General features: G+C 61.1%; 20 protein-coding genes and 1 pseudogene. 14 read left to right on the forward strand and 7 right to left on the reverse strand.

The features are described from left to right. Positions 1–35 precede the first annotated feature (35 nt). The 4 genes from M1B34_RS09265 (at position 36) to M1B34_RS09280 (ending at position 4658) form a co-directional block, all read left to right on the forward strand. A complete protein-coding gene (locus M1B34_RS09265) occupies positions 36–671 on the forward strand; it encodes an RluA family pseudouridine synthase (protein ID WP_123328344.1) in 636 nt (211 codons plus the stop codon). Positions 672–811: 140 nt separating this feature from the next. Further along, positions 812–2101 (forward strand): M18 family aminopeptidase, encoded by a 1290-nt coding sequence (locus tag M1B34_RS09270; protein WP_268261630.1) that lies wholly within the window; start codon positions 812–814, stop codon positions 2099–2101. Positions 2102–2248: 147 nt separating this feature from the next. Further along, positions 2249–2425, forward strand: a complete 177-nt coding sequence (locus M1B34_RS09275; protein ID WP_185039065.1) for a hypothetical protein — start codon at positions 2249–2251, stop codon at positions 2423–2425. Between the two features lie 76 nt (positions 2426–2501). After that, positions 2502–4658 (forward strand): mechanosensitive ion channel family protein, encoded by a 2157-nt coding sequence (locus M1B34_RS09280; protein ID WP_268264917.1) that lies wholly within the window; start codon positions 2502–2504, stop codon positions 4656–4658. Between the two features lie 50 nt (positions 4659–4708). On the opposite strand, the gene M1B34_RS09285 is transcribed toward M1B34_RS09280, so the two are convergent. Beyond that, positions 4709–5422, reverse strand: coding sequence for a UTRA domain-containing protein (locus M1B34_RS09285; RefSeq protein WP_123328347.1), 714 nt, complete (start codon positions 5420–5422; stop codon positions 4709–4711). 358 nt (positions 5423–5780) lie between these two features. Here M1B34_RS09285 and M1B34_RS09290 point away from each other — a divergent pair, with 358 nt between their 5' ends. The 6 genes from M1B34_RS09290 to M1B34_RS09315 all read left to right on the forward strand — a co-directional run bounded on the left by M1B34_RS09290 (position 5781) and on the right by M1B34_RS09315 (position 11097). Next, positions 5781–6848 carry an ABC transporter substrate-binding protein gene (locus M1B34_RS09290; protein WP_123328348.1) on the forward strand — a complete coding sequence of 356 codons (1068 nt, stop codon included), beginning with the start codon at positions 5781–5783 and terminating at the stop codon, positions 6846–6848. Positions 6849–6981: 133 nt separating this feature from the next. Next, on the forward strand, positions 6982–7788 hold the full coding sequence (locus tag M1B34_RS09295) for an alkaline phosphatase family protein (protein ID WP_268264918.1): 807 nt from the start codon (positions 6982–6984) through the stop codon (positions 7786–7788). Beyond that, positions 7785–8630, forward strand: coding sequence for an ABC transporter permease (locus M1B34_RS09300; RefSeq protein ID WP_123328350.1), 846 nt, complete (start codon positions 7785–7787; stop codon positions 8628–8630). Before M1B34_RS09295 ends, M1B34_RS09300 begins: the two co-directional genes overlap by 4 nt. Then, positions 8617–9417: an ABC transporter permease gene (locus tag M1B34_RS09305; RefSeq protein WP_268264919.1), complete on the forward strand. Its 801-nt coding sequence runs from the start codon at positions 8617–8619 to the stop codon at positions 9415–9417. The genes M1B34_RS09300 and M1B34_RS09305 overlap by 14 nt, the downstream gene beginning before the upstream one ends. Beyond that, complete coding sequence (locus M1B34_RS09310) at positions 9414–10403, forward strand: ABC transporter ATP-binding protein (protein WP_268264920.1); 990 nt, start codon at positions 9414–9416, stop codon at positions 10401–10403. The genes M1B34_RS09305 and M1B34_RS09310 overlap by 4 nt, the downstream gene beginning before the upstream one ends. A gap of 40 nt (positions 10404–10443) precedes the next feature. After that, positions 10444–11097 carry an HAD family hydrolase gene (locus tag M1B34_RS09315; protein WP_268264921.1) on the forward strand — a complete coding sequence of 218 codons (654 nt, stop codon included), beginning with the start codon at positions 10444–10446 and terminating at the stop codon, positions 11095–11097. A gap of 111 nt (positions 11098–11208) precedes the next feature. Here the strand turns inward: M1B34_RS09315 and M1B34_RS09320 are convergent, their stop codons facing one another. Further along, entirely contained in the window at positions 11209–12171 is a 963-nt protein-coding gene (locus tag M1B34_RS09320) for a zinc-binding dehydrogenase (RefSeq protein ID WP_268264922.1), read from the reverse strand. Between the two features lie 139 nt (positions 12172–12310). Here M1B34_RS09320 and M1B34_RS09325 point away from each other — a divergent pair, with 139 nt between their 5' ends. Beyond that, a complete protein-coding gene (locus M1B34_RS09325) occupies positions 12311–14392 on the forward strand; it encodes a carboxy terminal-processing peptidase (RefSeq protein ID WP_425273397.1) in 2082 nt (693 codons plus the stop codon). Positions 14393–14523: 131 nt separating this feature from the next. Then, the gene (locus M1B34_RS09330; RefSeq protein WP_268264923.1) at positions 14524–16344 is read left to right on the forward strand and encodes a bifunctional diguanylate cyclase/phosphodiesterase; all 1821 of its coding nucleotides are present in this window, start codon (positions 14524–14526) and stop codon (positions 16342–16344) included. On the opposite strand, the gene M1B34_RS09335 is transcribed toward M1B34_RS09330, so the two are convergent. The 5 genes from M1B34_RS09335 to bamJ all read right to left on the reverse strand — a co-directional run bounded on the left by M1B34_RS09335 (position 16301) and on the right by bamJ (position 18999). After that, positions 16301–16711, reverse strand: a complete 411-nt coding sequence (locus M1B34_RS09335) for an SEL1-like repeat protein (RefSeq protein WP_268264924.1) — start codon at positions 16709–16711, stop codon at positions 16301–16303. The two genes, M1B34_RS09330 and M1B34_RS09335, sit on opposite strands and share 44 nt — an antisense overlap. Further along, positions 16712–17083, reverse strand: a complete 372-nt coding sequence (locus tag M1B34_RS09340; protein WP_007898892.1) for a hypothetical protein — start codon at positions 17081–17083, stop codon at positions 16712–16714. It abuts the gene before it with no gap. Further along, positions 17080–17421: a helix-turn-helix domain-containing protein gene (locus M1B34_RS09345; RefSeq protein WP_123328806.1), complete on the reverse strand. Its 342-nt coding sequence runs from the start codon at positions 17419–17421 to the stop codon at positions 17080–17082. The genes M1B34_RS09340 and M1B34_RS09345 overlap by 4 nt, the downstream gene beginning before the upstream one ends. A gap of 115 nt (positions 17422–17536) precedes the next feature. Next, a complete protein-coding gene (locus M1B34_RS09350; protein ID WP_123328358.1) occupies positions 17537–17992 on the reverse strand; it encodes a YkvA family protein in 456 nt (151 codons plus the stop codon). A gap of 293 nt (positions 17993–18285) precedes the next feature. Next, the gene (bamJ, locus tag M1B34_RS09355; RefSeq protein ID WP_123328359.1) at positions 18286–18999 is read right to left on the reverse strand and encodes a BamJ family beta-barrel-assembly machinery protein; all 714 of its coding nucleotides are present in this window, start codon (positions 18997–18999) and stop codon (positions 18286–18288) included. Positions 19000–19266: 267 nt separating this feature from the next. Between bamJ and M1B34_RS09360 the strand changes: the two genes are divergently transcribed. Next, complete coding sequence (locus M1B34_RS09360; protein WP_268264925.1) at positions 19267–21075, forward strand: c-type cytochrome; 1809 nt, start codon at positions 19267–19269, stop codon at positions 21073–21075. A gap of 28 nt (positions 21076–21103) precedes the next feature. Next, positions 21104–22239, forward strand: a pseudogene (locus tag M1B34_RS09365) (catalase family protein). Positions 22240–22401 lie beyond the last annotated feature (162 nt).

Consider the following 22401-nt stretch of genomic DNA (forward strand, 5'->3'; position numbering starts at 1 on the left):
TGAGCCGCCGTTGGCGTTTGTTACGAGACTGTTTTATGCCGCTGTCGAATATTCACATCATTCACCAGGATGCCGCCGTGCTGGTGGTGAACAAGCCCACCCTGCTGCTTTCCGTGCCAGGGCGTGCCGATGACAACAAAGACTGCCTGATCACCCGCCTGCAGGAAAACGGTTACCCGGAAGCCCGCATCGTCCACCGTCTGGATTGGGAAACCTCGGGCATCATCCTCCTGGCCCGCGACCCCGATACCCACCGCGAGCTGTCGCGGCAGTTTCATGACCGGGAAACCGAAAAAGCCTACACCGCACTCTGCTGGGGCCAACCCGAACTGGACAGCGGCAGCATCGACCTGCCCCTGCGCTACGACCCGCCGACCAAACCCCGGCACGTGGTGGACCATGAGTTCGGCAAGCACGCCCTGACGTTCTGGCGTGTGCTGGAGCGTTGCGGTGACTGGTGCCGCGTAGAGTTGACCCCGATCACCGGCCGCTCCCACCAGTTGCGGGTGCATATGCTGTCCATCGGTCATCCGCTGCTGGGTGACGGCCTCTACGCCCACCCACAAGCCCTGGCCGCCTGGCCGCGCCTGTGCCTGCACGCCAGCATGCTCAGCTTCACCCATCCGCAAAGCGGCGAGCGCCTGCGCTTCGAGTGCCCCGCGCCCTTCTGAGACAACCTTTGCAGGAGCCGGCGTGCCGGCGATAGCGGCTCGAAGGCCCGACCCAGGTCGACGACCGCTTCGCCAGCAAGCCGGCTCCTACAGGGCTCGCCTATACGTTAAACTCGCGCCACTGCTGTCTGGAGCTATTTATGCGCGAAGAGTTGAACCAAGGCCTGATCGACTTTCTCAAGGCCTCCCCTACCCCTTTCCATGCCACCGCCAGCCTGGTTCAACGCCTGGAAGCGGCCGGTTATCAACGCCTGGACGAACGCGAAACCTGGACCACCGAAGCCAACGGTCGCTACTACGTCACCCGTAATGATTCTTCGATCGTAGCCTTCAAGCTGGGCCGACACTCGCCGCTGTCAGGCGGTATCCGCCTGGTCGGCGCCCACACCGACAGCCCCTGCCTGCGGGTCAAGCCGCAACCGGAACTGCAACGCCAGGGCTTCTGGCAACTGGGCGTGGAAGTCTATGGCGGGGCTCTGCTGGCGCCGTGGTTCGACCGTGACCTGTCCTTGGCCGGCCGCGTAACCTTCCGTCGCGACGGCAAGGTGGAAAGTCAGTTGATCGACTTCAAGGCGCCCATCGCGATCATTCCCAACCTGGCCATCCACCTCAACCGTGAAGCCAACCAGGGCTGGGCGATCAATGCCCAAACCGAACTGCCACCGATCCTCGCCCAATTCGCCGGCGACGAGCGCGTGGACTTCCGCGCTGTGCTCACCGACCAATTGGCCCGCGAACACGGCCTCAACGCCGATGTGGTGCTGGACTACGAGCTGAGTTTCTACGACACCCAGAGCGCGGCGGTGATCGGCCTGCACGGCGACTTTATCGCCGGTGCGCGCCTGGACAACTTGCTGTCCTGCTACGCCGGCCTGCAAGCCCTGCTCAATGCCGACACCGAAGAAACCTGCGTACTGGTGTGCAACGACCACGAAGAAGTGGGCTCCTGCTCCGCCTGTGGCGCCGACGGCCCGATGCTCGAACAAACCTTGCGCCGCCTGCTGCCCGAAGGCGACGAGTTCGTGCGCACCATCCAGAAGTCCCTGCTGGTTTCGGCGGACAACGCCCACGGCGTGCACCCCAACTACGCCGACAAGCACGACGCCAACCACGGTCCGAAGCTCAATGCCGGCCCGGTGATCAAGGTCAATAGCAACCAGCGCTACGCCACCAACAGCGAAACAGCTGGCTTCTTCCGCCACCTGTGCATGGCCGAAGAAGTGCCGGTGCAAAGTTTCGTGGTGCGCAGCGACATGGGTTGCGGCTCGACCATCGGCCCAATCACCGCCAGCCACCTGGGCGTGCGCACCGTGGACATCGGCCTGCCGACCTTCGCCATGCACTCGATCCGCGAGCTGTGCGGCAGCCACGACCTGGCACACCTGGTGAAAGTCCTGAGCGCCTTCTACGCCAGCCGCGACCTGCCATAGCAGCAAGCCCTGGGAAGCGTCCGCAAACGCGGCGCTTCCCAGGGCTGCCCTCGCGCCCGCACCACAAAAATCGCCTGATGCATATCAATCGCAGTTCCCACAAAGCGGCCTAGACTCAACAGCATCCCTTCTGACAAGGCTGTCACTATGATCCCGATGTCTGCGTTCCATGCGATGCTGCTGCCCATCCTCGCGGGGATGATCCTGCTGGCCATCGGCTTCAACTTCCGCGACAAGAATATTGGGGTCTTCGGCATGTGGATCGGCATGCTGCTGATCCTCTGCACCGTGATCTACAAGATCCTTGCCAAGCTCGCCGAATAAAACCACACCAGACTCGCATTGGCCTGGGCTGCCTCGTACACTCGGCCGATCCGTTTTCTCCGAGGTTGACCGCCCCGTGCTTGCTCGTCTTTTCGCTTTGCCCTGCTGGCTGCTCGTCTGCCTGTTGACCCTGCTGCCGAGCATGGCTGCCCAGGCCGTGGGCCTGCCGGGGTTGCTCAATACCCAGAGCCAGGCGCAGCCCCAGTCCCAGGAACCCTTGGGGCAGTCGCTGGATGAAGTGATCAAATCCCTGGAAAACGATCAGCAGCGCGCCAAGCTGCTGGCCGACCTGAAGAAACTCCGAGACGCCACCAAGAAAGCCCAACCCACCGCCGAGGAAGGCGTGCTGGGGCTGATCGGCGGTACCCTGGCCAGCTTCGAAAAACAGTTCGCCGGTGCCGACAGCCCGCTGAGCCGCTGGTCAGATGAGTTCGACCTGGCCAAGGACGAACTCGGCGCGCTGATGCTGCCGGCCAGCCAATGGCTACCGATGATCTTTGCCTTCGCCCTGATCCTGCTGGTCTGGAGCCTGCTGGCAACCGCGCTGATCTGGCTCAGCCATCGGATTCGCCTGCGCTTCGGCCTGACCGAAGAGCTGCCTCAACACCCCAAGACCTGGGACATGTTGCGCTTCGCCCTGCGCAAGCTCGGCCCCTGGCTGATTGCCCTGCTGATCACCGTCTACATGAGCTACGCCCTGCCCTCATCCCTGGGCAAGGACCTGGCGATGGTGCTGGCCTATGCCTTGGTGGTGGGCACCTGCTTCTCGGCCATCTGCGTGCTGGCCTTCTCCTTGCTCGACGGCCCGCATCGCCATCGGGCGTTGTACATCCTGCGGCGCCGGGCGTTTCGTCCACTGTGGTTGATCGGCAGTTTCGCCGCCTTTGGCGAAGCCCTGAGCGATCCACGATTGGTGGCCAGCCTGGGCGCCCACCTGGCCCACACCGCAGCCACCTTCACCAATGTCCTGGCGGCGCTGTCGACCGGCGTGTTCATCCTGCGTTTCCGCCGCCCCATCGCCCACCTGATCCGCAACCAACCCCTGGCCCGGCGCCTGACCCGGCGCGCCCTGAGCGACACCATCGAAATCATCGGCACCTTCTGGTACCTGCCGGCCCTGGTGCTGGTCGGCATCTCGCTGTTCGCCACGTTCGTCTCGGCGGGCGATACCAGCACCGCCCTGCGGCAGTCGCTGATCTGCACGGTGCTGCTGGTGCTGTGCATGGTGATCAACGGCCTGGTGCGCCGGCATGCCCTCAGGCCCCAGCGTGGCCACAAGCGCCATGCGCTGTATTCGGAACGCCTGAAAAACTTCTTCTATACCCTGGCGCACCTGGTGGTTTGGCTGGCCTTTATCGAACTCGGGTTGCGGGTCTGGGGCTTGTCGCTGATCCGCTTCACTGAAGGCGAAGGCCATGAAATCAGCGTCAAGCTCTTCGGCCTCGGCGGCACGCTGCTGTTCGCCTGGCTGATCTGGATCCTCAGCGATACCGCGGTGCACCATGCCCTGACCCGTTCGCGCAAAGGCCTGGCCAATGCCCGGGCGCAGACCATGATGCCGCTGATCCGCAACGTGCTGTTCGTGGCGATTTTCATCATTGCGCTGATCGTCGCCCTGGCGAACATGGGGATGAACGTCACACCGCTGCTGGCCGGTGCCGGTGTGATCGGCCTGGCTATCGGTTTCGGTGCCCAGTCCCTGGTGGCCGACCTGATCACCGGGCTGTTCATCATCATTGAGGACTCCTTGGCCATCGACGACTACGTGGACGTTGGCGGCCACCTCGGCACGGTCGAGGGCCTGACCATCCGTACCGTGCGCCTGCGGGACATCGACGGTATCGTGCACACCATCCCCTTCAGCGAAATCAAGAGCATCAAGAACTACTCCCGGGAATTCGGTTATGCGATTTTCCGCGTGGCGATCCCTTACAACATGGAGATCGATGACGCGATCAAGCTGATGCGCGATGTCGGGCAAAAGATGCGCAGCGACCCTCTGCAGCGACGCAATATCTGGTCACCGCTGGAGATTCAGGGGGTGGAGAGTTTCGAGTCCGGCAGCGCCATTCTGCGTGCCCGGTTCAAGACTGCGCCGATCAAGCAGTGGGAGGTCTCGCGGGCCTTCAACCTGTCCCTCAAACGCCAGCTCGACGAGGCCGGCCTGGACTTGGCCACGCCACGCATGAGCATCCAGGTCATCACCCCCGGCATCACCCCGGACAACAAATAACGGGTAGGAGCCGGGTGGCCGGGGAAACCCTTCACCCCTGCCGGTAGCCTCTACAGCACATCGACGCCGACATGAATCGCGTCATGGCGCCAGAACTCCAGATCGCAATCGATCAGCCGTTCGTGCTGGTCGTAGTTGACCCGGGCAATCCGCAGCCCGGGGCTGCCCACGGACACCTTCAAGGCCGCCGCCGCTTCAGGCTGCAATGAGGTCGGCACGATTTCAAAGCGCACCCGGCCGTAATGCAGGTCGTAATGCCGGGCATAGAGTTCGGTCATCGACTGGTTCAGGTCGAAGTCGAGAATCTGCGGAAAATACTGCGGGTTCAGGTAGTGCTCCACGTACAGCACCAGCCGCTCATCGATACGCCGGGCCCGACAGATCTGAATCACGCTGGACAACGCCGGCAGTTGCAACCAGGCACAGACCGCTGCCGAGGCCGGCAACAGCCGTGCCGAGATCACTTCGGTAGAAGGCACTCGCCCCTGGGCGCTGACCATGGCGTGGAAATGGCTGCGCTGCATGAGGTTGTAGGCCAGCCGCGGCGGCGAGACGAACCAGCCACGGCGCTCCTCGCGATAGATCTGCCCTTGAGCCTCCAGTTGCAGCAAGGCCTCACGCACGGTAATCCGCGTGGTGTCGAACAACTCACTGAGCTTGCGCTCGGCGGGCAACTTGCTGCCGGGCGCCAATAGGCCATGGCTGATCTGCTCCTGCAGGACCTGGCCGATGCTTGTCACCGCTTTGGTTGTCTCGCTGCGCATCAATGTTACCCATCTGGACTAGACCAGCACTGTTACAGGGCGCAACGCCCCAGGAAAAACCCCTTGCCTGCCAAGCGAAGCCTAGGCAATGCACATGACTGACAGATGACAAAGCCGCTGAACGGCCCATCCAGATACCTGCAATTGATCAGCCAAGTCCTTGTGTATCAGCCGTTTAACCATGGTCTACGCTTATCTCGCAGCCCCGCCCCTGCGGCCATGAAAACCCTTGCAGGACCAATGCCGACATTAAAGTGTCATCCGGCAAGCTTAAATTGGCTCAGGTATTGCTGACCTAGACCAATCCAACCGCAAACCTAAAAAAGTGCAGCGCTAACCACGCCCAAAGGAGCTTCGGATGAAACAGCTTTTCCTGGCATCACTGTTAGGCTCGACCATTGCCATGTGCACCGCCGCCATGGCCGCTGATATCGATTTGAAAACCCTGGAAGCCGCCGCCAAAACGGAAGGTGCGGTCAACAGCGTCGGCATGCCCGATGACTGGGCCAACTGGAAAGGCACTTGGGAAGACCTGGCCAAGAATTACGGCCTCAAGCACATGGACACCGACATGAGCTCGGCCCAGGAAATCGCCAAGTTCGCCGCCGAGAAAGACAACGCCAGCGCCGACATCGGCGACGTCGGTGCGGCCTTCGGTCCAATCGCGGTCAAGCAGGGCGTGGTGCAACCCTACAAGCCAAGCACCTGGGACCAGGTCCCGGACTGGGCCAAGGATAAAGACGGCAACTGGGCCCTGGCCTACACCGGCACCATTGCCTTCATCATCAACAAAAAGCTGCTGCACGGCTCCGAAGCACCGACCCGTTGGTCAGACCTGGAGAAAGGCAAATACAAGGTCTCCATCGGTGACGTGAGCACCGCGGCCCAGGCTGCCAACGGCGTGCTGGCCGCCGCCATTGCCAAAGGCGGCAACGAGAAGAACATTCAGCCGGCGCTGCTGATGTTCGCCGAGATTGCCAAGCAGGGGCGCCTGTCCCTGGCCAACCCGACCATTGCCACCCTGGAAAAAGGCGAGGTAGAAGTGGGCGTGGTCTGGGATTTCAACGGCCTGAGCTACCGCAACAAGATGGTCAACAAGGACGACTACATCGTACTGATCCCGTCTGACGGTTCGGTGATCTCCGGCTACACCACCATCATCAACAAGTACGCCAAGCACCCCAACGCCGCGAAACTGGCACGTGAATACATCTTCAGCGATGCCGGCCAAATCAACCTGGCCCGGGGCAATGCCCGTCCCATCCGCGCCGAGCACCTGACCCTGCCGCCAGAAGTACAGGCCAACCTGCTGCCCAACGAACAGTACAAGCACGTCACGCCGATCAAGGATCCGGATGCCTGGGAAAAAACCTCCAAGGCCCTGCCGCAGAAGTGGCAGGAAGAAGTGATCATCAATATGCAATGACACGATCACTGTAGGAGCCGACTTGCCGGTGATGCAGGCCTGACGTTCAACCCTGATGTTGACGGACAGACCGCAATCGCAGGCAAGCCGGCCCCTGCAGTTGGTCCGTTTTATTGATCGGAGCCTTGCCCCTATGAAGCACAACGTCATCCTTGTGGTGCTCGACGGCCTCAATTACGAGGTTGCCCGGCATGCCATGGGGCACCTCCAGGCTTATGTCGGCGCCGGCCGCGCGGCGCTCTACAAGCTGGAATGTGAATTACCCGCGCTCTCGCGCCCGCTGTACGAATGCATCCTCACGGGCGTACCGCCGATCGACAGCGGCATCGTCCACAACAATGTCTTGCGCCTGTCCAACCAGCGCAGCATTTTCCATTACGCCACTGACGCCGGCTTGAGCACCGCGGCGGCGGCTTACCATTGGGTCAGCGAGCTGTACAACCGCTCCCCCTTTATTGCTGCCCGCGACCGGCATACCGACGATACGGCACTGCCGATCCAGCACGGGCACTTCTACTGGAACGACCACTACCCCGATTCCCACCTGTTCGCCGACGCCGAGCATCTGCGCCTGGGCCATCAGCCAAATTTTCTCCTGGTGCATCCGATGAACATCGACGATGCCGGGCACAAGCATGGCCTGGACAGCGCGCCCTACCGTAACAGTGCGCGCTCGGCAGACATCATCCTCGCCGACTACTTGCAAGGCTGGCTCGACGCCGGCTACCAGGTGCTGGTGACCGCCGACCACGGCATGAACAACGACCGCTCCCATAACGGCCTGCTGCCGGAGGAGCGGGAAGTGCCGCTGTTCGTGATGGGCGATGCGTTCAGCCTCAATGCCGCTGCCGCACCCCGGCAAACCGAGTTGTGTGGCACCGTCTGCCAACTGCTGGGCATTGCCCATGACAAACCCCTGTGCCAGGAGCTGCTCAAGTGAACTCATTCACCCGAGGCAAATGGCTGGCGGTGCTGTGCCTGGTGCCCTTCGCCCTGTTCTTTATCGTGTTCCAGATTGCCCCGCTGCTGTGGGTCATGATCAACAGCCTGCAGTCGGAAGAGTTCGGCTGGGGCCTGGCCAACTTCAGCAAGATCTTCAGCTCGAAGTTCTACCTGCAGGCCATTCAGTACAGCCTGGAGATCAGTTTCTGGTCCAGCCTGTTCGGCATCATCATCGCCGTGCTGGGCAGCTACTCCCTGCGCCGGGTGGACTCGCGGCTGCGCAATTTCGTCAACGCCTTCGCCAACATGACCAGCAACTTTGCCGGCGTGCCCCTGGCCTTCGCCTTCATCATCCTGCTGGGCTTCAACGGCACCTTTACCCTGATGCTCAAGCAGTCCGGAATCATTCAGGACTTCAACCTGTACTCCAAGACCGGGCTGATCATTCTCTACACCTATTTCCAGATCCCCCTCGGGGTGTTGCTGCTCTACCCGGCATTCGACGCCCTGCGCGAAGACTGGCGTGAATCCGCCGCGCTGCTGGGCGCCAACGGCTGGCAGTTCTGGCGGCATATCGGCCTGCCGGTGTTGACCCCGGCCTTGCTGGGCACCTTCGTGATCCTCCTGGCCAATGCCCTGGGCGCCTACGCCACGGTGTTCGCCTTGACCACTGGCAATTTCAACGTGCTGCCGATCCGTATCGCCGCCATGGTGTCCGGGGATATTTCCCTGGATCCGAACATGGCCAGCGCCCTGGCAGTGGTGCTGGTGGCGTTGATGACCCTGGTGACCATCGTCCATCAGTTGCTGCTGAAGAGGAGCTACCATGTCTCGCGCTGAACCCGGCTCGGCCGTGCTCTACCACCGCGTGGTGGTGTACCTGCTGTTCGCGATTCTGTTGCTGCCTCTGCTGGGGACCTTGATCTACTCCATCGCCAGCAGTTGGTCGGCAACCATCCTGCCCAGCGGTTTCACCTTCAAGTGGTACCTGCAGCTGTGGAGCGACCCGCGTTTTCTCAACGCCTTCGGCCAGTCCCTATTGGTGTGTGTCGGCGCATTGATCCTCTCGGTGGTTTTGATCCTGCCGTTGCTGTTCGTGGTGCATTACCACTTCCCCAAGCTCGACGCGCTGATGAACATCCTCATCCTGTTGCCCTTTGCGGTGCCGCCGGTGGTGTCTTCGGTGGGCTTGTTGCAACTCTATGGTTCAGGCCGCTTTGCCATGGTCGGTACGCCGTGGATCCTCATCGGCTGCTACTTCACCGTGGCCCTGCCGTTCATGTACCGGGCGATCACCAACAACCTGCAAGCCATCAACCTGCGAGACCTGATGGACGCCGCCCAGTTGCTCGGCGCCAGCACCTGGCAGGCGGCGTTCCTGGTGGTGCTGCCGAACCTGCGCAAGGGGCTGATGGTCGCGTTGCTGCTGTCGTTTTCGTTCCTGTTTGGCGAGTTTGTGTTCGCCAACATCCTGGTGGGCACTCGCTATGAAACCCTGCAGGTCTACCTGAACAACATGCGCAACAGCAGCGGCCACTTCACCAGCGCCCTGGTGATTTCCTACTTCTTCTTTGTGCTGCTGCTGACCTGGGCCGCCAATATCTTGAACAAGGACAAAAGCCAATGAGCTTCGTCAGCGTCCAACACCTGCAGAAAAACTACGCGGGCACCACCGTGTTCAGCGACATCAATTGCGAGATTCAAAAGGGTGAGTTCGTCACCCTGCTGGGGCCATCGGGTTGCGGTAAATCCACCCTGCTGCGCTGCATCGCCGGCCTGACCCCGGTGGATGGCGGACAGATTCTGCTCGACGGCCAGGACATCGTGCCCCTGAGCCCACAGAAGCGCGGGATCGGCATGGTGTTCCAGAGCTACGCACTGTTCCCCAATATGACCGTGGAACAGAATGTCGCCTTTGGCCTGCGCATGCAGAAGGTCAATGCCGACGACAGCCGCAAGCGGGTGCTCGAAGCCCTGCAACTGGTGGAACTCAGTGAATTCGCCAGGCGCTACCCACACCAACTGTCCGGCGGCCAATGCCAGCGCGTGGCCCTGGCCCGCTCCCTGGTGACCCGGCCGCGGCTGTTGCTGCTGGATGAACCGCTGTCGGCACTGGATGCGCGCATCCGCAAACACCTGCGCGAGCAGATCCGCCAGATCCAGCGCGAGCTGGGCCTGACTACCATCTTCGTCACCCATGATCAGGAAGAAGCCCTGACCATGTCCGACCGCATCTTCCTGATGAACCAGGGCCGGATCGTCCAGAGCGGCGACGCCGAAACCCTCTACACCGCGCCCGTGGATGTGTTTGCCGCCGGTTTTATCGGCAACTACAACCTGCTGGACGCCGACAGCGCCAGCAAACTGCTGCAACGCCCCATCAGCGGACGCATCGCCATTCGCCCGGAGGCCATCGAACTGCACAAGGATGGCGTGCCCAACGCGCAAATCCGCAGCCACAGCCTGCTGGGCAACGTGATCCGCTACCGAGTCGAGGCCCGCGGTGTGGAGTTGGTGGTGGACGTGTTGAACCGTTCGGCAGCGGACCTGCATGCCGATGGCCAGCAACTGACACTTTCCATCGATCCGACGGCCCTGTGTGAGGTAGCCTGATGCCTTTGATGCCAATGATTTTGAAGAGAGAGTTGCACTGATGGCCCTGGCAATTTTTGATCTGGACGAAACCCTGATTCATGGCGACTGCGCCACCCTCTGGAGTGAGCAGATGGGTCGCCTGGGCTGGGTCGACAGCGAATCCTTCATGCGCCGCAACCACGAGCTCATGGACGCCTACAGCCAAGGCAAACTGGCCATGGAAGAGTTCATGGCGTTCAGCCTCGAGCCCATGGCCGGACGTACCCCGGAAGAGATCGAGCACTTGGTGGCGCCCTGGGTCGAGGACGTGATCGAGCCGATCATCTTCAGCGATGCGTGCAAGGCCATCGCCGCCCACCGCAAGGCTGGCGATCGGATCCTGGTGATCTCGGCGTCCGGGACCCACCTGGTGAAGCCGATTGCCGAGCGCCTGGGCATCGACGAAGTACTGGGGATCGAGCTGGAGGTGCAGCACGGGGTGTACAGCGGCCACACCGTCGGCACCCTGACTTACCGCGAAGGCAAGATCACCCGCTTGCTGGAATGGCTCGATGCCGAGGAGGAAAACCTGGAAGGCGCTAGCTTCTACTCCGACTCGCGCAACGACTTACCGTTGCTGCTTCGGGTCGACCATCCACAGGTGGTCAACCCGGACCCGGTGCTGCGCGAACACGCGGAAAAGGCCGGCTGGCCCATCCACCACTGGAAATAACCTTCAGAAAACCACGACCTATCCTGTAGGCGCTGGCTTGCCAGCGATCAGGCCCCTCGCCCCAACAAGGCTTGAGGCCCCTTCGCCGGCAAGCCGGCTCCTACAATAGGGTCAGGTGAGGCTGGGATCGATCACCAGCACCAGCTTGCCCGAGACCTGATTGGTCGCCAGTTCGGCAAATGCCGCTTCAGCGTCCTGGATCGGGAAGGTCTTGGCCAATTGCGGGCTCAGGCGCCCCTCGCTGAACAACGGCCAAACGTTCTGCCCCAGGTCGCTCAACAGATCGGCCTTAAACTGGTCATCGCGACTGCGCAAGGTGGACCCCAGCAGTTGCACGCGCTTGGCCAGCACCTGGGCCAGGTCCAACTGGGCTTCGCGACCGCCCATCAGGCCAATCAGCACCCAACGCCCGTCGCGGTTGAGCAATTTGATATTCAGCGCGGCGTAATTGGCGCCGACCGGGTCGAGAATCACATCGAAAGGCCCGAAATCCTTCAATGCCTCCAGGCCATCGGTCCGCACCACGCCGCCCTGGGCACCCAGCGCCTCGCAGTAGGCCAGGCGATCAGCCGAACCAACACTGACCCAACACGGATTGCCGAACGCCTTGCACAACTGGATGGCCGCCGAACCCACACCGCTGGCCCCCGCGTGCAGCAAGACTTTTTCCCCCGGCTTGAGGCCCGCCAGTTGGAACAGATTCAGCCAGGCGGTGCTGTAGACCTCGGGCAGCCCGGCCGCTTCGGCCAGGGACAGGCCCTCGGGCACCGGCAATACGTGGCGACCATCGACCACCACTTCTTCAGCCATGCCGCCACCGGCCAGCAGCGCGCACACCCGATCGCCGATCTGCCAGGACGAGCCTGGGCCCACCTCGCTGATAACCCCGGAGCATTCCAGCCCCAACACTTGACTGGCGCCCGGCGGTGGCGGGTAAAGCCCGGCGCGCTGCAACAGATCGGCCCGATTCAGGCCGGCAGCGGCAACACGAATGCGCACTTGCCCTACATCACAAGCAGGACTTGGCTCTTCAACCCACTCCACATGACCTTCAACGCCTTGCAATGCTTTCACAGTGCCTCCATAGTGAGTCCGGACTGAGCCCGGAGCGGTAGCGCCGGGCTTTTTGCATTATGCGACCGGCCCTTTATGGAACCGGCGACTTCAAAGACGGCCTAATATGCGTTATCAATTGCCCCCGCGTCGAATCAGCATGAAGCATTTGTTCCCCAGCACCGCCCTCGCTTTTTTCATTGGTCTCGGCCTGTTGCCGATGTCGACCAATACGTTCGCAGCCAATAGCTGGGACAAACTTCAGCCTGATCGTGATGAGGTGATTGCCAGCCTTAACGTCGTTGAGTTGCTCAAGCGTCATCACTACAGCAAACCGCCGTTGGACGATGCGCGTTCGGTGATCATCTATGACAGCTATCTCAAGCTGCTGGATCCGTCGCGCAGTTACTTCCTGGCCAGTGACATCAACGAATTCGACAAATGGAAAACCCAGTTTGACGACTTCCTGAAAAGCGGCGACCTCAACGCCGGCTTCACCATCTACAAACGCTACCTGGATCGGGTCAAGGCACGCCTGGACTTCGCCCTGGTCGAGTTGACCAAAATCGACAAGCTCGACTTTACCGTCAAGGAGAGCTTGCTGATCGATCGCAAAGACGCCCCTTGGCTCAAGAGCACTGCGGAACTCGACGACCTGTGGCGCAAACGCGTCAAGGACGAAGTGCTGCGCATGAAGATCGCCGGCAAGGACACCAAGCAGATTCAGGAAACCCTGACCAAGCGCTACAAGAATCAGTTGGCGCGCCTGGACCAGACTCGGCCGGAAGATATCTTCCAGGCCTACATCAACACCTTCGCCATGTCCTACGACCCGCACACCAACTATCTGTCGCCGGATAACGCGGAGAACTTCGACATCAACATGAGCCTGTCCCTCGAGGGCATTGGTGCCGTGTTGCAGAGCGACAACGACCAGGTCAAGGTCGTGCGCCTGGTGCCGGCAGGCCCGGCGGACAAGACCAAGCAAGTGGCCCCGGCCGACAAAATCATCGGCGTTGCCCAAGGCAACAAAGAGATGGTCGATGTGGTCGGCTGGCGCCTGGACGAAGTGGTCAAGCTGATCCGCGGTCCGAAAGGCACCCTGGTGCGCCTGGAAGTGATTCCGGCCAGCAATGCGCCCAACGACCAGACCAGCAAGATCGTGCCGATCACCCGTGAAGCGGTGAAGCTCGAAGACCAGGCCGTGAAGAAGTCCGTGCTCAACCTGAAACAGGACGGCAAGGACTACAAGCTGGGGGTGATCGAAATCCCGGCCTTCTACCTGGACTTCAAGGCCTTCCGCGCCGGTGACCCGGATTACAAGAGCACCACCCGCGATGTGAAGAAACTGCTGACCGAACTGCAGAAAGACAAAGTCGACGGCGTGGTCATCGACCTGCGCAACAACGGCGGCGGCTCCCTGCAGGAAGCCACGGAACTGACCAGCCTGTTCATCGACAAAGGCCCGACCGTCCTGGTACGCAATGCCGATGGCCGCGTGGATGTGCTGGAAGATGAAAACCCCGGTGCTTTCTACAAAGGCCCGATGGCGCTGTTGGTCAACCGTCTTTCGGCCTCGGCCTCGGAGATTTTCGCCGGTGCCATGCAGGACTATCACCGCGCCTTGATCATTGGCGGCCAGACCTTCGGCAAAGGCACGGTGCAAACCATCCAGCCGCTGAACCATGGCGAGCTGAAGCTGACCCTGGCCAAGTTCTACCGGGTTTCCGGGCAGAGCACACAGCACCAGGGCGTACTGCCGGACATCGATTACCCGTCGATCATCGACACCAAGGAAATCGGCGAAAGCGCCCTGCCGGAAGCCATGCCGTGGGACACCATCCGCCCGGCCATCAAGCCGGCAGTGGATCCGTTCAAGCCGTTCCTGGCGCAACTGAAGTCCGAGCATGAAAGCCGTTCCGCCAAGGATCCGGAGTTCGTGTTTATCCGTGACAAACTGGCCCTGGCACAGAAACTCATGGCCGAGAAAACCGTGAGCCTCAACGAAGCCGACCGTCGCGCCCAACATGCCGATATCGAAGCCAAGCAGTTGGCCCTGGAAAACATCCGCCGCAAGGCCAAGGGTGAAGAGCCGCTCAAAGAGCTGAAGAAAGAGGATGAGGACGCGCTGGCTGCCGCCGAGCCGGACAAAACCAAGCCGGAAGACGATGCTTACCTCAGCGAGACCGGGCGCATCCTGCTGGATTACCTGAAGCTCAACACCGCTGTCGCCAAGCACTGATGATGGCAATTTAATGCGAACGCTCCTCGGAGCGTCATTAAACAGTCATCATTCTGTCGTGAAATAAAGGACCGGGCGCTGCTCTTGAATCAAGGGCCGCCCCGGTCCTTTTTTTATCGACAGAGATCGCCATGACCACGACCGAGCAGCTGAGTGCCTTGAGTTCAATCCTGGCTCAAAGCGGTTTACACAGTCTGTTCCAACCGATCATCAGCCTCTCTGAACGGCGCATTCTGGGCTATGAAGCCCTGAGTCGCGGCCCCTCCAACAGTCCGCTGCATTCCCCCGTGGCGTTGTTCGCCGTGGCACGCCAGGCCGGCCGCCTGAGCGAGTTGGAAATAGCCTGCCGGCACAGCGCCTGCAAACGGTTCAGCGACCAGCAACTGCCCGGCAAGCTCTTCCTCAATGTATCGCCCGAGTCCCTGCTCGAAGCCGCGCACCAGCCAGGTCGGACCTTGCAACTGCTACAAGATTTCGGCATTCCTCCCAGCCAGGTGGTGATCGAACTCACCGAGCAAACACCGATCGATGACTTCCAGTTGCTGCAGAACGCTCTGCATCACTATCGGGACATGGGGTTCTCGATTGCCCTGGATGACCTGGGTGCCGGTTATTCCAGCCTGCGCCTGTGGTCCGAGCTCAGGCCCGACTATGTGAAGATCGACCGGCACTTTATCGACGGTATTCACCAGGATGCGCTGAAACGCGAATTCGTCGGTTCGATCCTGCAAATCGCCAAGGCCTCCCGGGCCCAGGTGATTGCCGAGGGCATCGAGTTGGCCGAGGAGCTGACGGTGCTGACGGAAATGGGCGTGGACCTGGTCCAGGGCTACCTGCTCTGCCGTCCCCAGGAGCAGCCGCCACGGGATGCCCGGAGCATGCTGCCCAAGCAGGACAACCCGGCGACGGTGCTCAACGATGAGAGCAGTGACCTCAGCGCCCTGCTCAATGAACAACCGGCCGTGGCCCGCAACACCCCTACCGCCACGGTACTGGAAGCCTTTCGCCGCCAAGCCAACCTGAACTCCCTGGCGGTCCTCGATGAGCAAGGCCAGCCATGCGGCATCGTGCATCGACATTCCCTGTCAGATGCCCTGCTCAAGCCCTTCGCCACCGACCTGTTTGCCCGCAAGCCCATCAGCCGCCTGATGAACGACGACTTCCTCGCGGTCGAACTCAGCCAGTCGCTGCAGCAGGTCAGCCGGCTGATCACCAGCCGCGCCCGACAGCGCATCGAGGAAGACTTCATCATTACCCTCAACGGCAGCTACTTGGGCCTGGGCCGGGTCATCGATGTGCTGAAACTGATCACCGAGCTGAAAATCCAGCAAGCACGATACGCCAACCCCCTGACGCTGCTGCCGGGCAACGTGCCGATTCAACAGTGCCTGACACGCCTGCTGCAACAGGCTCGGGAGTCGGTGATCTGCTACGTCGACATCGACAGCTTCAAGCCTTTCAACGACATCTATGGTTACGGTCGTGGCGATGAAGTGCTGCTGTGCCTGGCCCAATGCCTGAGCGATAGGGTCGATCCCAGCCGGGATTTTGTCGGGCATATCGGCGGCGATGATTTTTTACTGGTGCTGGGCCCTGAAGACTGGCGCAAGCGCCTCAACCAATTGCTGGATGACTTTCACAGCCAGTGTCGACGTTTTTATCGCAGTGAACACCTGGAGGCCGGTTGCTTTATCGCCCCCAACCGCCAGGGCGTGCGCCAGGAATTCCCACTGTTGTCGCTGTCGATCGGGGTGGTGCACTTGCATCCACAGGCCTGTGGACAACTGGACTCCAGCCAGTTGGCGGAGCTGGCCTCAGAGGCCAAGCACCACGCCAAGAATATGCAGGGTTACAGCGTGCACGTGATCGACAGCCTGGAGGTGACTCAGCGGTTGGCGAGCGATGCCACTAATCCCGAGGCACAGGCGGCTGATTCAGCTGCGCCAGCTTGAGCGCCGCCAGAGGGTGGCCGGCACGCGCCGAGAGCGCCCACCAGCGCGCAGCTTCGGTGGCGTCAGACGGCTTGCTGGGCGAGCCTGCCAGGCTGATGACACCGAGTTGATACGCGGCCTTGCCATCCCCCGCCAACGCCGCCAGGCGCAGCAGACGCAGCCCCTCCTCCCGAGCCGCCAGGCCCTGACCGCGGAAGGTCAGGATATGCCCATAAAAACTCTGCGCTGACACATCACCCAGGTTGGCCATGCGCGCAAACTGCCCCTCAAGCCAACGCCAGCCACGCGGTTGTTTCACCCACCATTGCCAGTGAAACAACCGACGCGCCAGCCAGTAGCTGAGCCGGGCCCGGAGCCGCCAGAGCATTCAGGCCTCCGCCGACTCGGGGTACTCATACTCGAACACCCGTACGACTTCAGACGCATGCCAGGACGCCGCCGCCACCCCATCGGAGGGGCCGGAAAAACGCCCCAGGCGCTCGACGCATTCAAAAAAGCCGGTACGTGGCAAACGGCTCGCGCCCTGACTGATCACCAGCGAGCTGCGCAAGGGTTGTTCCGCACGCGCGTCCAGGGCCGCCAGGTGCTCCAAGGCCGCGGTCAGGGTTTGCATGGCCGGAGTGGGTAACTGCAAGCGCTCCAGTAGCGCACGATAGGTAAGAAGATGCCGTTGTCGCCGGGCCTGGTCCAACTCCCCGAGCAACCCATCCCAATGTTGACGACTGATCCTGACGCTCACGATTGCTCCCTCCAACCCGGCACCGTCAGTTCCCAGGCCAGACTGCGGCGTATCGCAGCGTCGGGCTGACGCTCACCGCTTTCAATCAAGGCCAGGTAAGACGGGCTGATACCCACTTTGCGGGCCAACGCCTCGATGGCGATGCCCTTCCCTTCGCGCAAACTGCGTAGTTGATCCAACCCCGGAAGATCATCGGCCGGTGCGGCCGCCTGGCTGACCGTTGCGGCCAGTGGAGAGGAGTCGGTGATGCCTGCTGCTTTTAACAAAGCCTGATAGTGAGCCCACGGCAAAACCGCATATTCGGGCTCGCCATCGCGTGCAATGATCTGAATATCCATTACTACCCCGTAGGACAACGACACTTAGCGAGTCGGACTTTTCCTTTGAAGTGTAATCCTAACAGCGGCGATGGTCGCGGGAAGCATCATTTACCGGTTCAGTCTCCAGGCAGGCTCAGTTTTTTCTCGGCCCCTCCAGCTGCAACTGCTCAGGGGTATCGGGCAAACGCTCGACTACCGCGAGCTTTTCCGGCAGTTGGCGATTGCGCCAGGCGCGAAAGGCATTGAGTTCGTCATCCAGGGTTTTCATCAACCAGGCCAGCACGGCGATGTCATCGAGCATGCCGAACACCGGGATGAAATCCGGAATTGCATCCAGCGGGCTGAGGAAATACATCAGGCCGGCGACCACCGAAAGTATGGCCTTGGGGCTGATCGCCCGGTACTCGCCACGCCAGTAAGCCAGGCACAGTGCCTGGAGCATGCGCAGGTCATCTTTGAGCTTGCCGAGGCGATTACCCTGGCTCGCACCTTTACTGGCAACCGCAAACAACAAAGTGGGCAAACGGCCACGGCTGAGCAGCCGGCCAGCCAGTGGCAGGAAGCGGGCAAAATTCCAGGGTGTCTTCATAAATCCCTCCCACTGAAATGTTATCCACACAAATTGTGGATAACCTTGTGAACAGAGCTATTTTTCACGGCTGAAAGCCCCGTTTTATAAGGGCTGAGCTCAGATCGGGCGTTTTTTACTCACATAAAAAAACCCAATATTTCATTGACTTGGCAGTCTTCAACGACTACCCGCTGGCGGTCTCTGGTTAAGACTGTGAGGGTCGCCTGGCGTTCGTATTTTTTACCAGCTTTAACCGCCAGATACGACAACGCCCCGTAGAGACGGGGCGTTGTCTGTGCAGCAGACGCGAATTACTTGGCGGCGTCTTGCTTGGCTGGGTCTTTGATAGCCAACAGCTCCAGCTCGAACACCAGCACCGAGTTGGCTGGAATTGCCGGGCTCGGGCTCTGGGCGCCGTAAGCCAGGTCGCTAGGGATGTACAGCTTGTACTTCTCGCCGACGTGCATCAGTTGCAGGCCTTCGACCCAACCCGGAATCACGCCGCTCACCGGCAGGTCAATCGGGCTGCCGCGCTCAACAGAGCTGTCGAACACTGTGCCGTTAGTCAGGGTGCCGGTGTAATGAACGGTCACTACGTCGGTCGGCTTAGGCTGAGCGCCGTCGGCCTTCTTCAGGACTTCGTATTGCAGGCCGGAAGCGGTGGTGGTGACACCGGCTTTCTTGCCGTTTTCTTCAAGGAACTTCTTGCCCGCTGCGGCGGACTCTTCGCTCATCTTAACCATGCGTTCTTCGGCACGCTTTTGCAGCGCTGCGAAGGCTTCGACCAATTCGTCATCTTTCAGCTTCTGTTCTTTCTTGCCGACGGCATCTTCGATGCCCTGGGCCACGGCTTTGGAATCCAGGTCATCCATGCCTTCCTGAGCCAGGCTTTTGCCCATGTTCAGGCCGATACCGTAGGAAGCTTTTTGCGCCGGGGTTTTCAGCTCTACGCTGGTCTGCGAATCACAACCCGCAAGGACCAGGCTAACCAGGGCTACCGCCGCCGCCAACCGATGCTGTTTCATGCTATTTCCTTGTTCATGCGCCAAAAGGGCAATCGAATAAAGCCGCGAGCTTATCAGGCTGCCACGACCAATGGCTACCGGCATAAGAGCAGGAAACCGTCGATAAGTTCACGTCTGCAAAGGCATTTTCTAGCCCGCGATAAACGCCCGACTGGCAAATGGCCGCAGCCCGAAAAAAACCTCAATCACCTTAGACCAAGTACTGGCTACTTGCCGCTTCCGATGGGCTAAGGCATAAGGAAACAAAATTCGACAAGGATGTTTATCTTGCGCCTCATCTACCGTGTTTTGCTGTTGATCGCCGTGCTGCTCGCCGGCGCTCTGGCCCTGGTTCTGTATTACGTCGCCAACCCCAAACTCCCCAGCTATGAGCCTGTGCAACAGGTGCACTACCTGGACCAGTGGAGTGCGGCCGACCGCCAGACTTACTACTTCACCCCCCAAGGCACTCAGGTCAAAGGGCTGCGCTACGACTGGTTCGGCGCCCTGGAGTTGCCATTCTCCAAGGAGCGCTTCTCCTCCCCGGAATACCTGGCGCGTTTCGGCTTCCTGGTGGACCCGCAACAACACGCCACGGCGGACAACCCCGGCAATCTCCCGGTAGGTTTTGCGCGGCATCAAAATCCCGGCAGCCAGGAGTACTACCTGGATATCACCTGTGCCGCCTGCCACACCGGCGAGTTGCGATTCAATCACCAGGCCCTGCGAATCGACGGCGGTACCGCACAGCACGTGCTGCCCTCCAGCGTACCGACGCTACAAGGGGGCAGTTTCGGCCAGGCACTGGTGGCGAGCCTGGCCGCCACCTATTACAACCCATGGAAATTCGAACGCTTTGCCCGCCAGGTACTGGGCCAGGACTACGACAGCCGCCACGAACAGTTGCGCCAGGACTTCAAGGCTTCGCTGAACAACTTCCTGCGGGTGGCCTGGAACGACACCCATCGTGGCCTCTACCCGACCGAGGAAGGCCCTGGGCGCACCGACGCATTCGGACGCATCGCCAACGCCAGCTTCGGCGATGCGATTACCCCCGATAACTATCGTGTGGCCAACGCCCCAGTGGACTACCCCCAGCTCTGGGATATCTGGACCTTCGACTGGGTGCAGTGGAACGGCTCAGCCCAGCAACCCATGGCACGCAACATTGGCGAAGCCCTTGGGGTCGGTGCGACGCTGAATTACTTCGACGCCCAGGGACAACCACTCAAAGGCGCCGACCGCTACCCCTCCAGCGTTCGCGTCAACGATCTGCATCAGATCGAAGAGACCCTGCAACGTTTGAAGCCGCCTGCTTGGCCCGAAGCCCTGTTCGGCAAGGTCGACACCCGCCTGGCCGCCAAGGGCCGCGCGCTGTTCACCGAAAACTGCGCCGGTTGTCATGTGCCCGACGTCACCGAAATCAACGGCCGTCCCGTGCAGCAATTGAAGATGCTGCCGCTGGCAGTCATCGGGACCGACCCCAACAGCGCTAACAACATCGCCGATCAGCGCTATGACCTCAGCGCCTTGCAGTGGGACCCAGCAGAATTGGCAGCCTCCAATGTCGAACTGCACCCCACGCCCAGCGAACCACTGGACCTGAGCCAACTGTCCGTGGCCAAAGGCCTGGCCTACGTCACCGCCTTTGTCGAAGAGCGAGCCTACCGCGACGCCAAGGTCACCCCGGCCGAACGGCCACGCCTGGACGGCTTCGGCCTGCCCATTGGCGTGCGCGAACTGCGGGCGTACAAGGCCAGGCCGCTGGCAGGCGTCTGGGCCACCCCGCCCTTCCTGCACAACGGCTCGGTGCCCAGCCTGTATGAGCTGCTATCGCCGCAAAGCGAACGCTCCAACACCTTCTATAGAGGCACCTTCGAATACGACCCGCGCCACCTGGGTTATCGCACTGAAGCGTTTACCAACGGTTTCCTGTTCGACACCCGCATCAGCGGCAACCACAACAGCGGTCATGAATTCCGCTCCGGAAGCCGGGGCAACGGGGTCATCGGGCGCTTGCTGCAACCCGAAGAACGCTGGGCCCTGCTGGAGTACCTGAAAGTGCTCGGCGGCCCGCTGGAGTCGCAACTGCCATGAGCCTCGCCTTCGTCATAAGGATCTACCCATGTTGATTACCCTCTGGCTGCGCCTCGGCGCCTTGCTGGCCAAGACCCTGATGTGGCTGCTGGGCCTGGGCCTGCTGGCCTGGGCACTGGCCAGTGCCTGGTTCGCCTGGCAACACCGCGGCCCGGTGTCCACTGAAGAACAGATCGCGGCCGGCGAAAGCGCCATGAGCCAGGAAATCATCCAGACCGCCGTGCGCATCGTCGACCAGCACCGGGACAACAGCCGCTACCTGCGCGACGCCCACGCCAAGGCCCATGGCTGCGTCAAAGCCCAGGTCCAGGTGCTCAATGATTTGGCGCCGGTGCTGCGCCAAGGGGTGTTCGCCGAACCGGGGAAAACCTGGCAAGCCAGCGTGCGCCTGTCCAATGGCAACGCCTACCCGCAGTTCGACAGTATTCGCGATGCCCGGGGCATGGCAATCAAGCTGCTGGACGTCCCCGGCACACAGCTGCTGCAGGAACAGCCGTGCGCACCGAGCAGGATTTCGTGATGTTCAACCATCCAAACTTCTTCGTCAGCGATGTGGCGGAGTACCGCACCAATGTGGCGGCGCAGGCGGACGGCAAGAAAGTCATGGCGTTCTTCCCAAGCCTGGACCCACGCAGTTGGCAGGTCCGACATCTGTTTATCGCCCTGGCAACCCTGTCACCGGCACCCGCCAGCCCGACCCAGACCACTTACTTCTCGGTGTCGCCATACAAGTTCGGGAATGCCAATGTGAAGTTCCGCGTCGCGCCGGACCCGCAAAGCTGCCCTGGCTACACGCTACCGGCGCAAAATGAAAAGTTACCGAACTTCCTGCGCAGTGCCCTGGTTCAACAACTGTCCACCGACCGCGTGCCGGCCTGCTTCGTCTTGCAGGTGCAGCGCCAGGACCCGAGCAAATTCATGCCCATTGAGGACACCAGCATTGAATGGCGGGAAAGCGACGCACCGTTCGAGACCGTGGCGCGGGTCAAGATCCCGGCCCAGGACTTCGATACACCGGCGCAAAACCTGCAGTGCGACAACCAGTCCTTCAACCCCTGGTTCGGCCTTGAGGCCCATCGCCCCATCGGCGGCATCAACCGCCTGCGCAAGGCGGTGTATGAAGCCGTGAGCGACTATCGCCACAGCCGCAACGCCGAACAGTAAGCCCATCACGAAAAAAGCGGCCCAAGGGCCGCTTTCTTTATTCATTGGGCTCACGCAGCACCGCGCCAAACCCCAGACAGCAAAAAGCCCGCACTGGGCGGGCTTTCTGTGATGATCTGGCGTTCAGTGGTCCAGATCATCGAATATGGCGCAGCGGACGGG

It is taken from the genome of Pseudomonas morbosilactucae, from assembly GCF_023241715.1.
GTDB classification, from domain to species: Bacteria; Pseudomonadota; Gammaproteobacteria; order Pseudomonadales; family Pseudomonadaceae; genus Aquipseudomonas; species Aquipseudomonas morbosilactucae.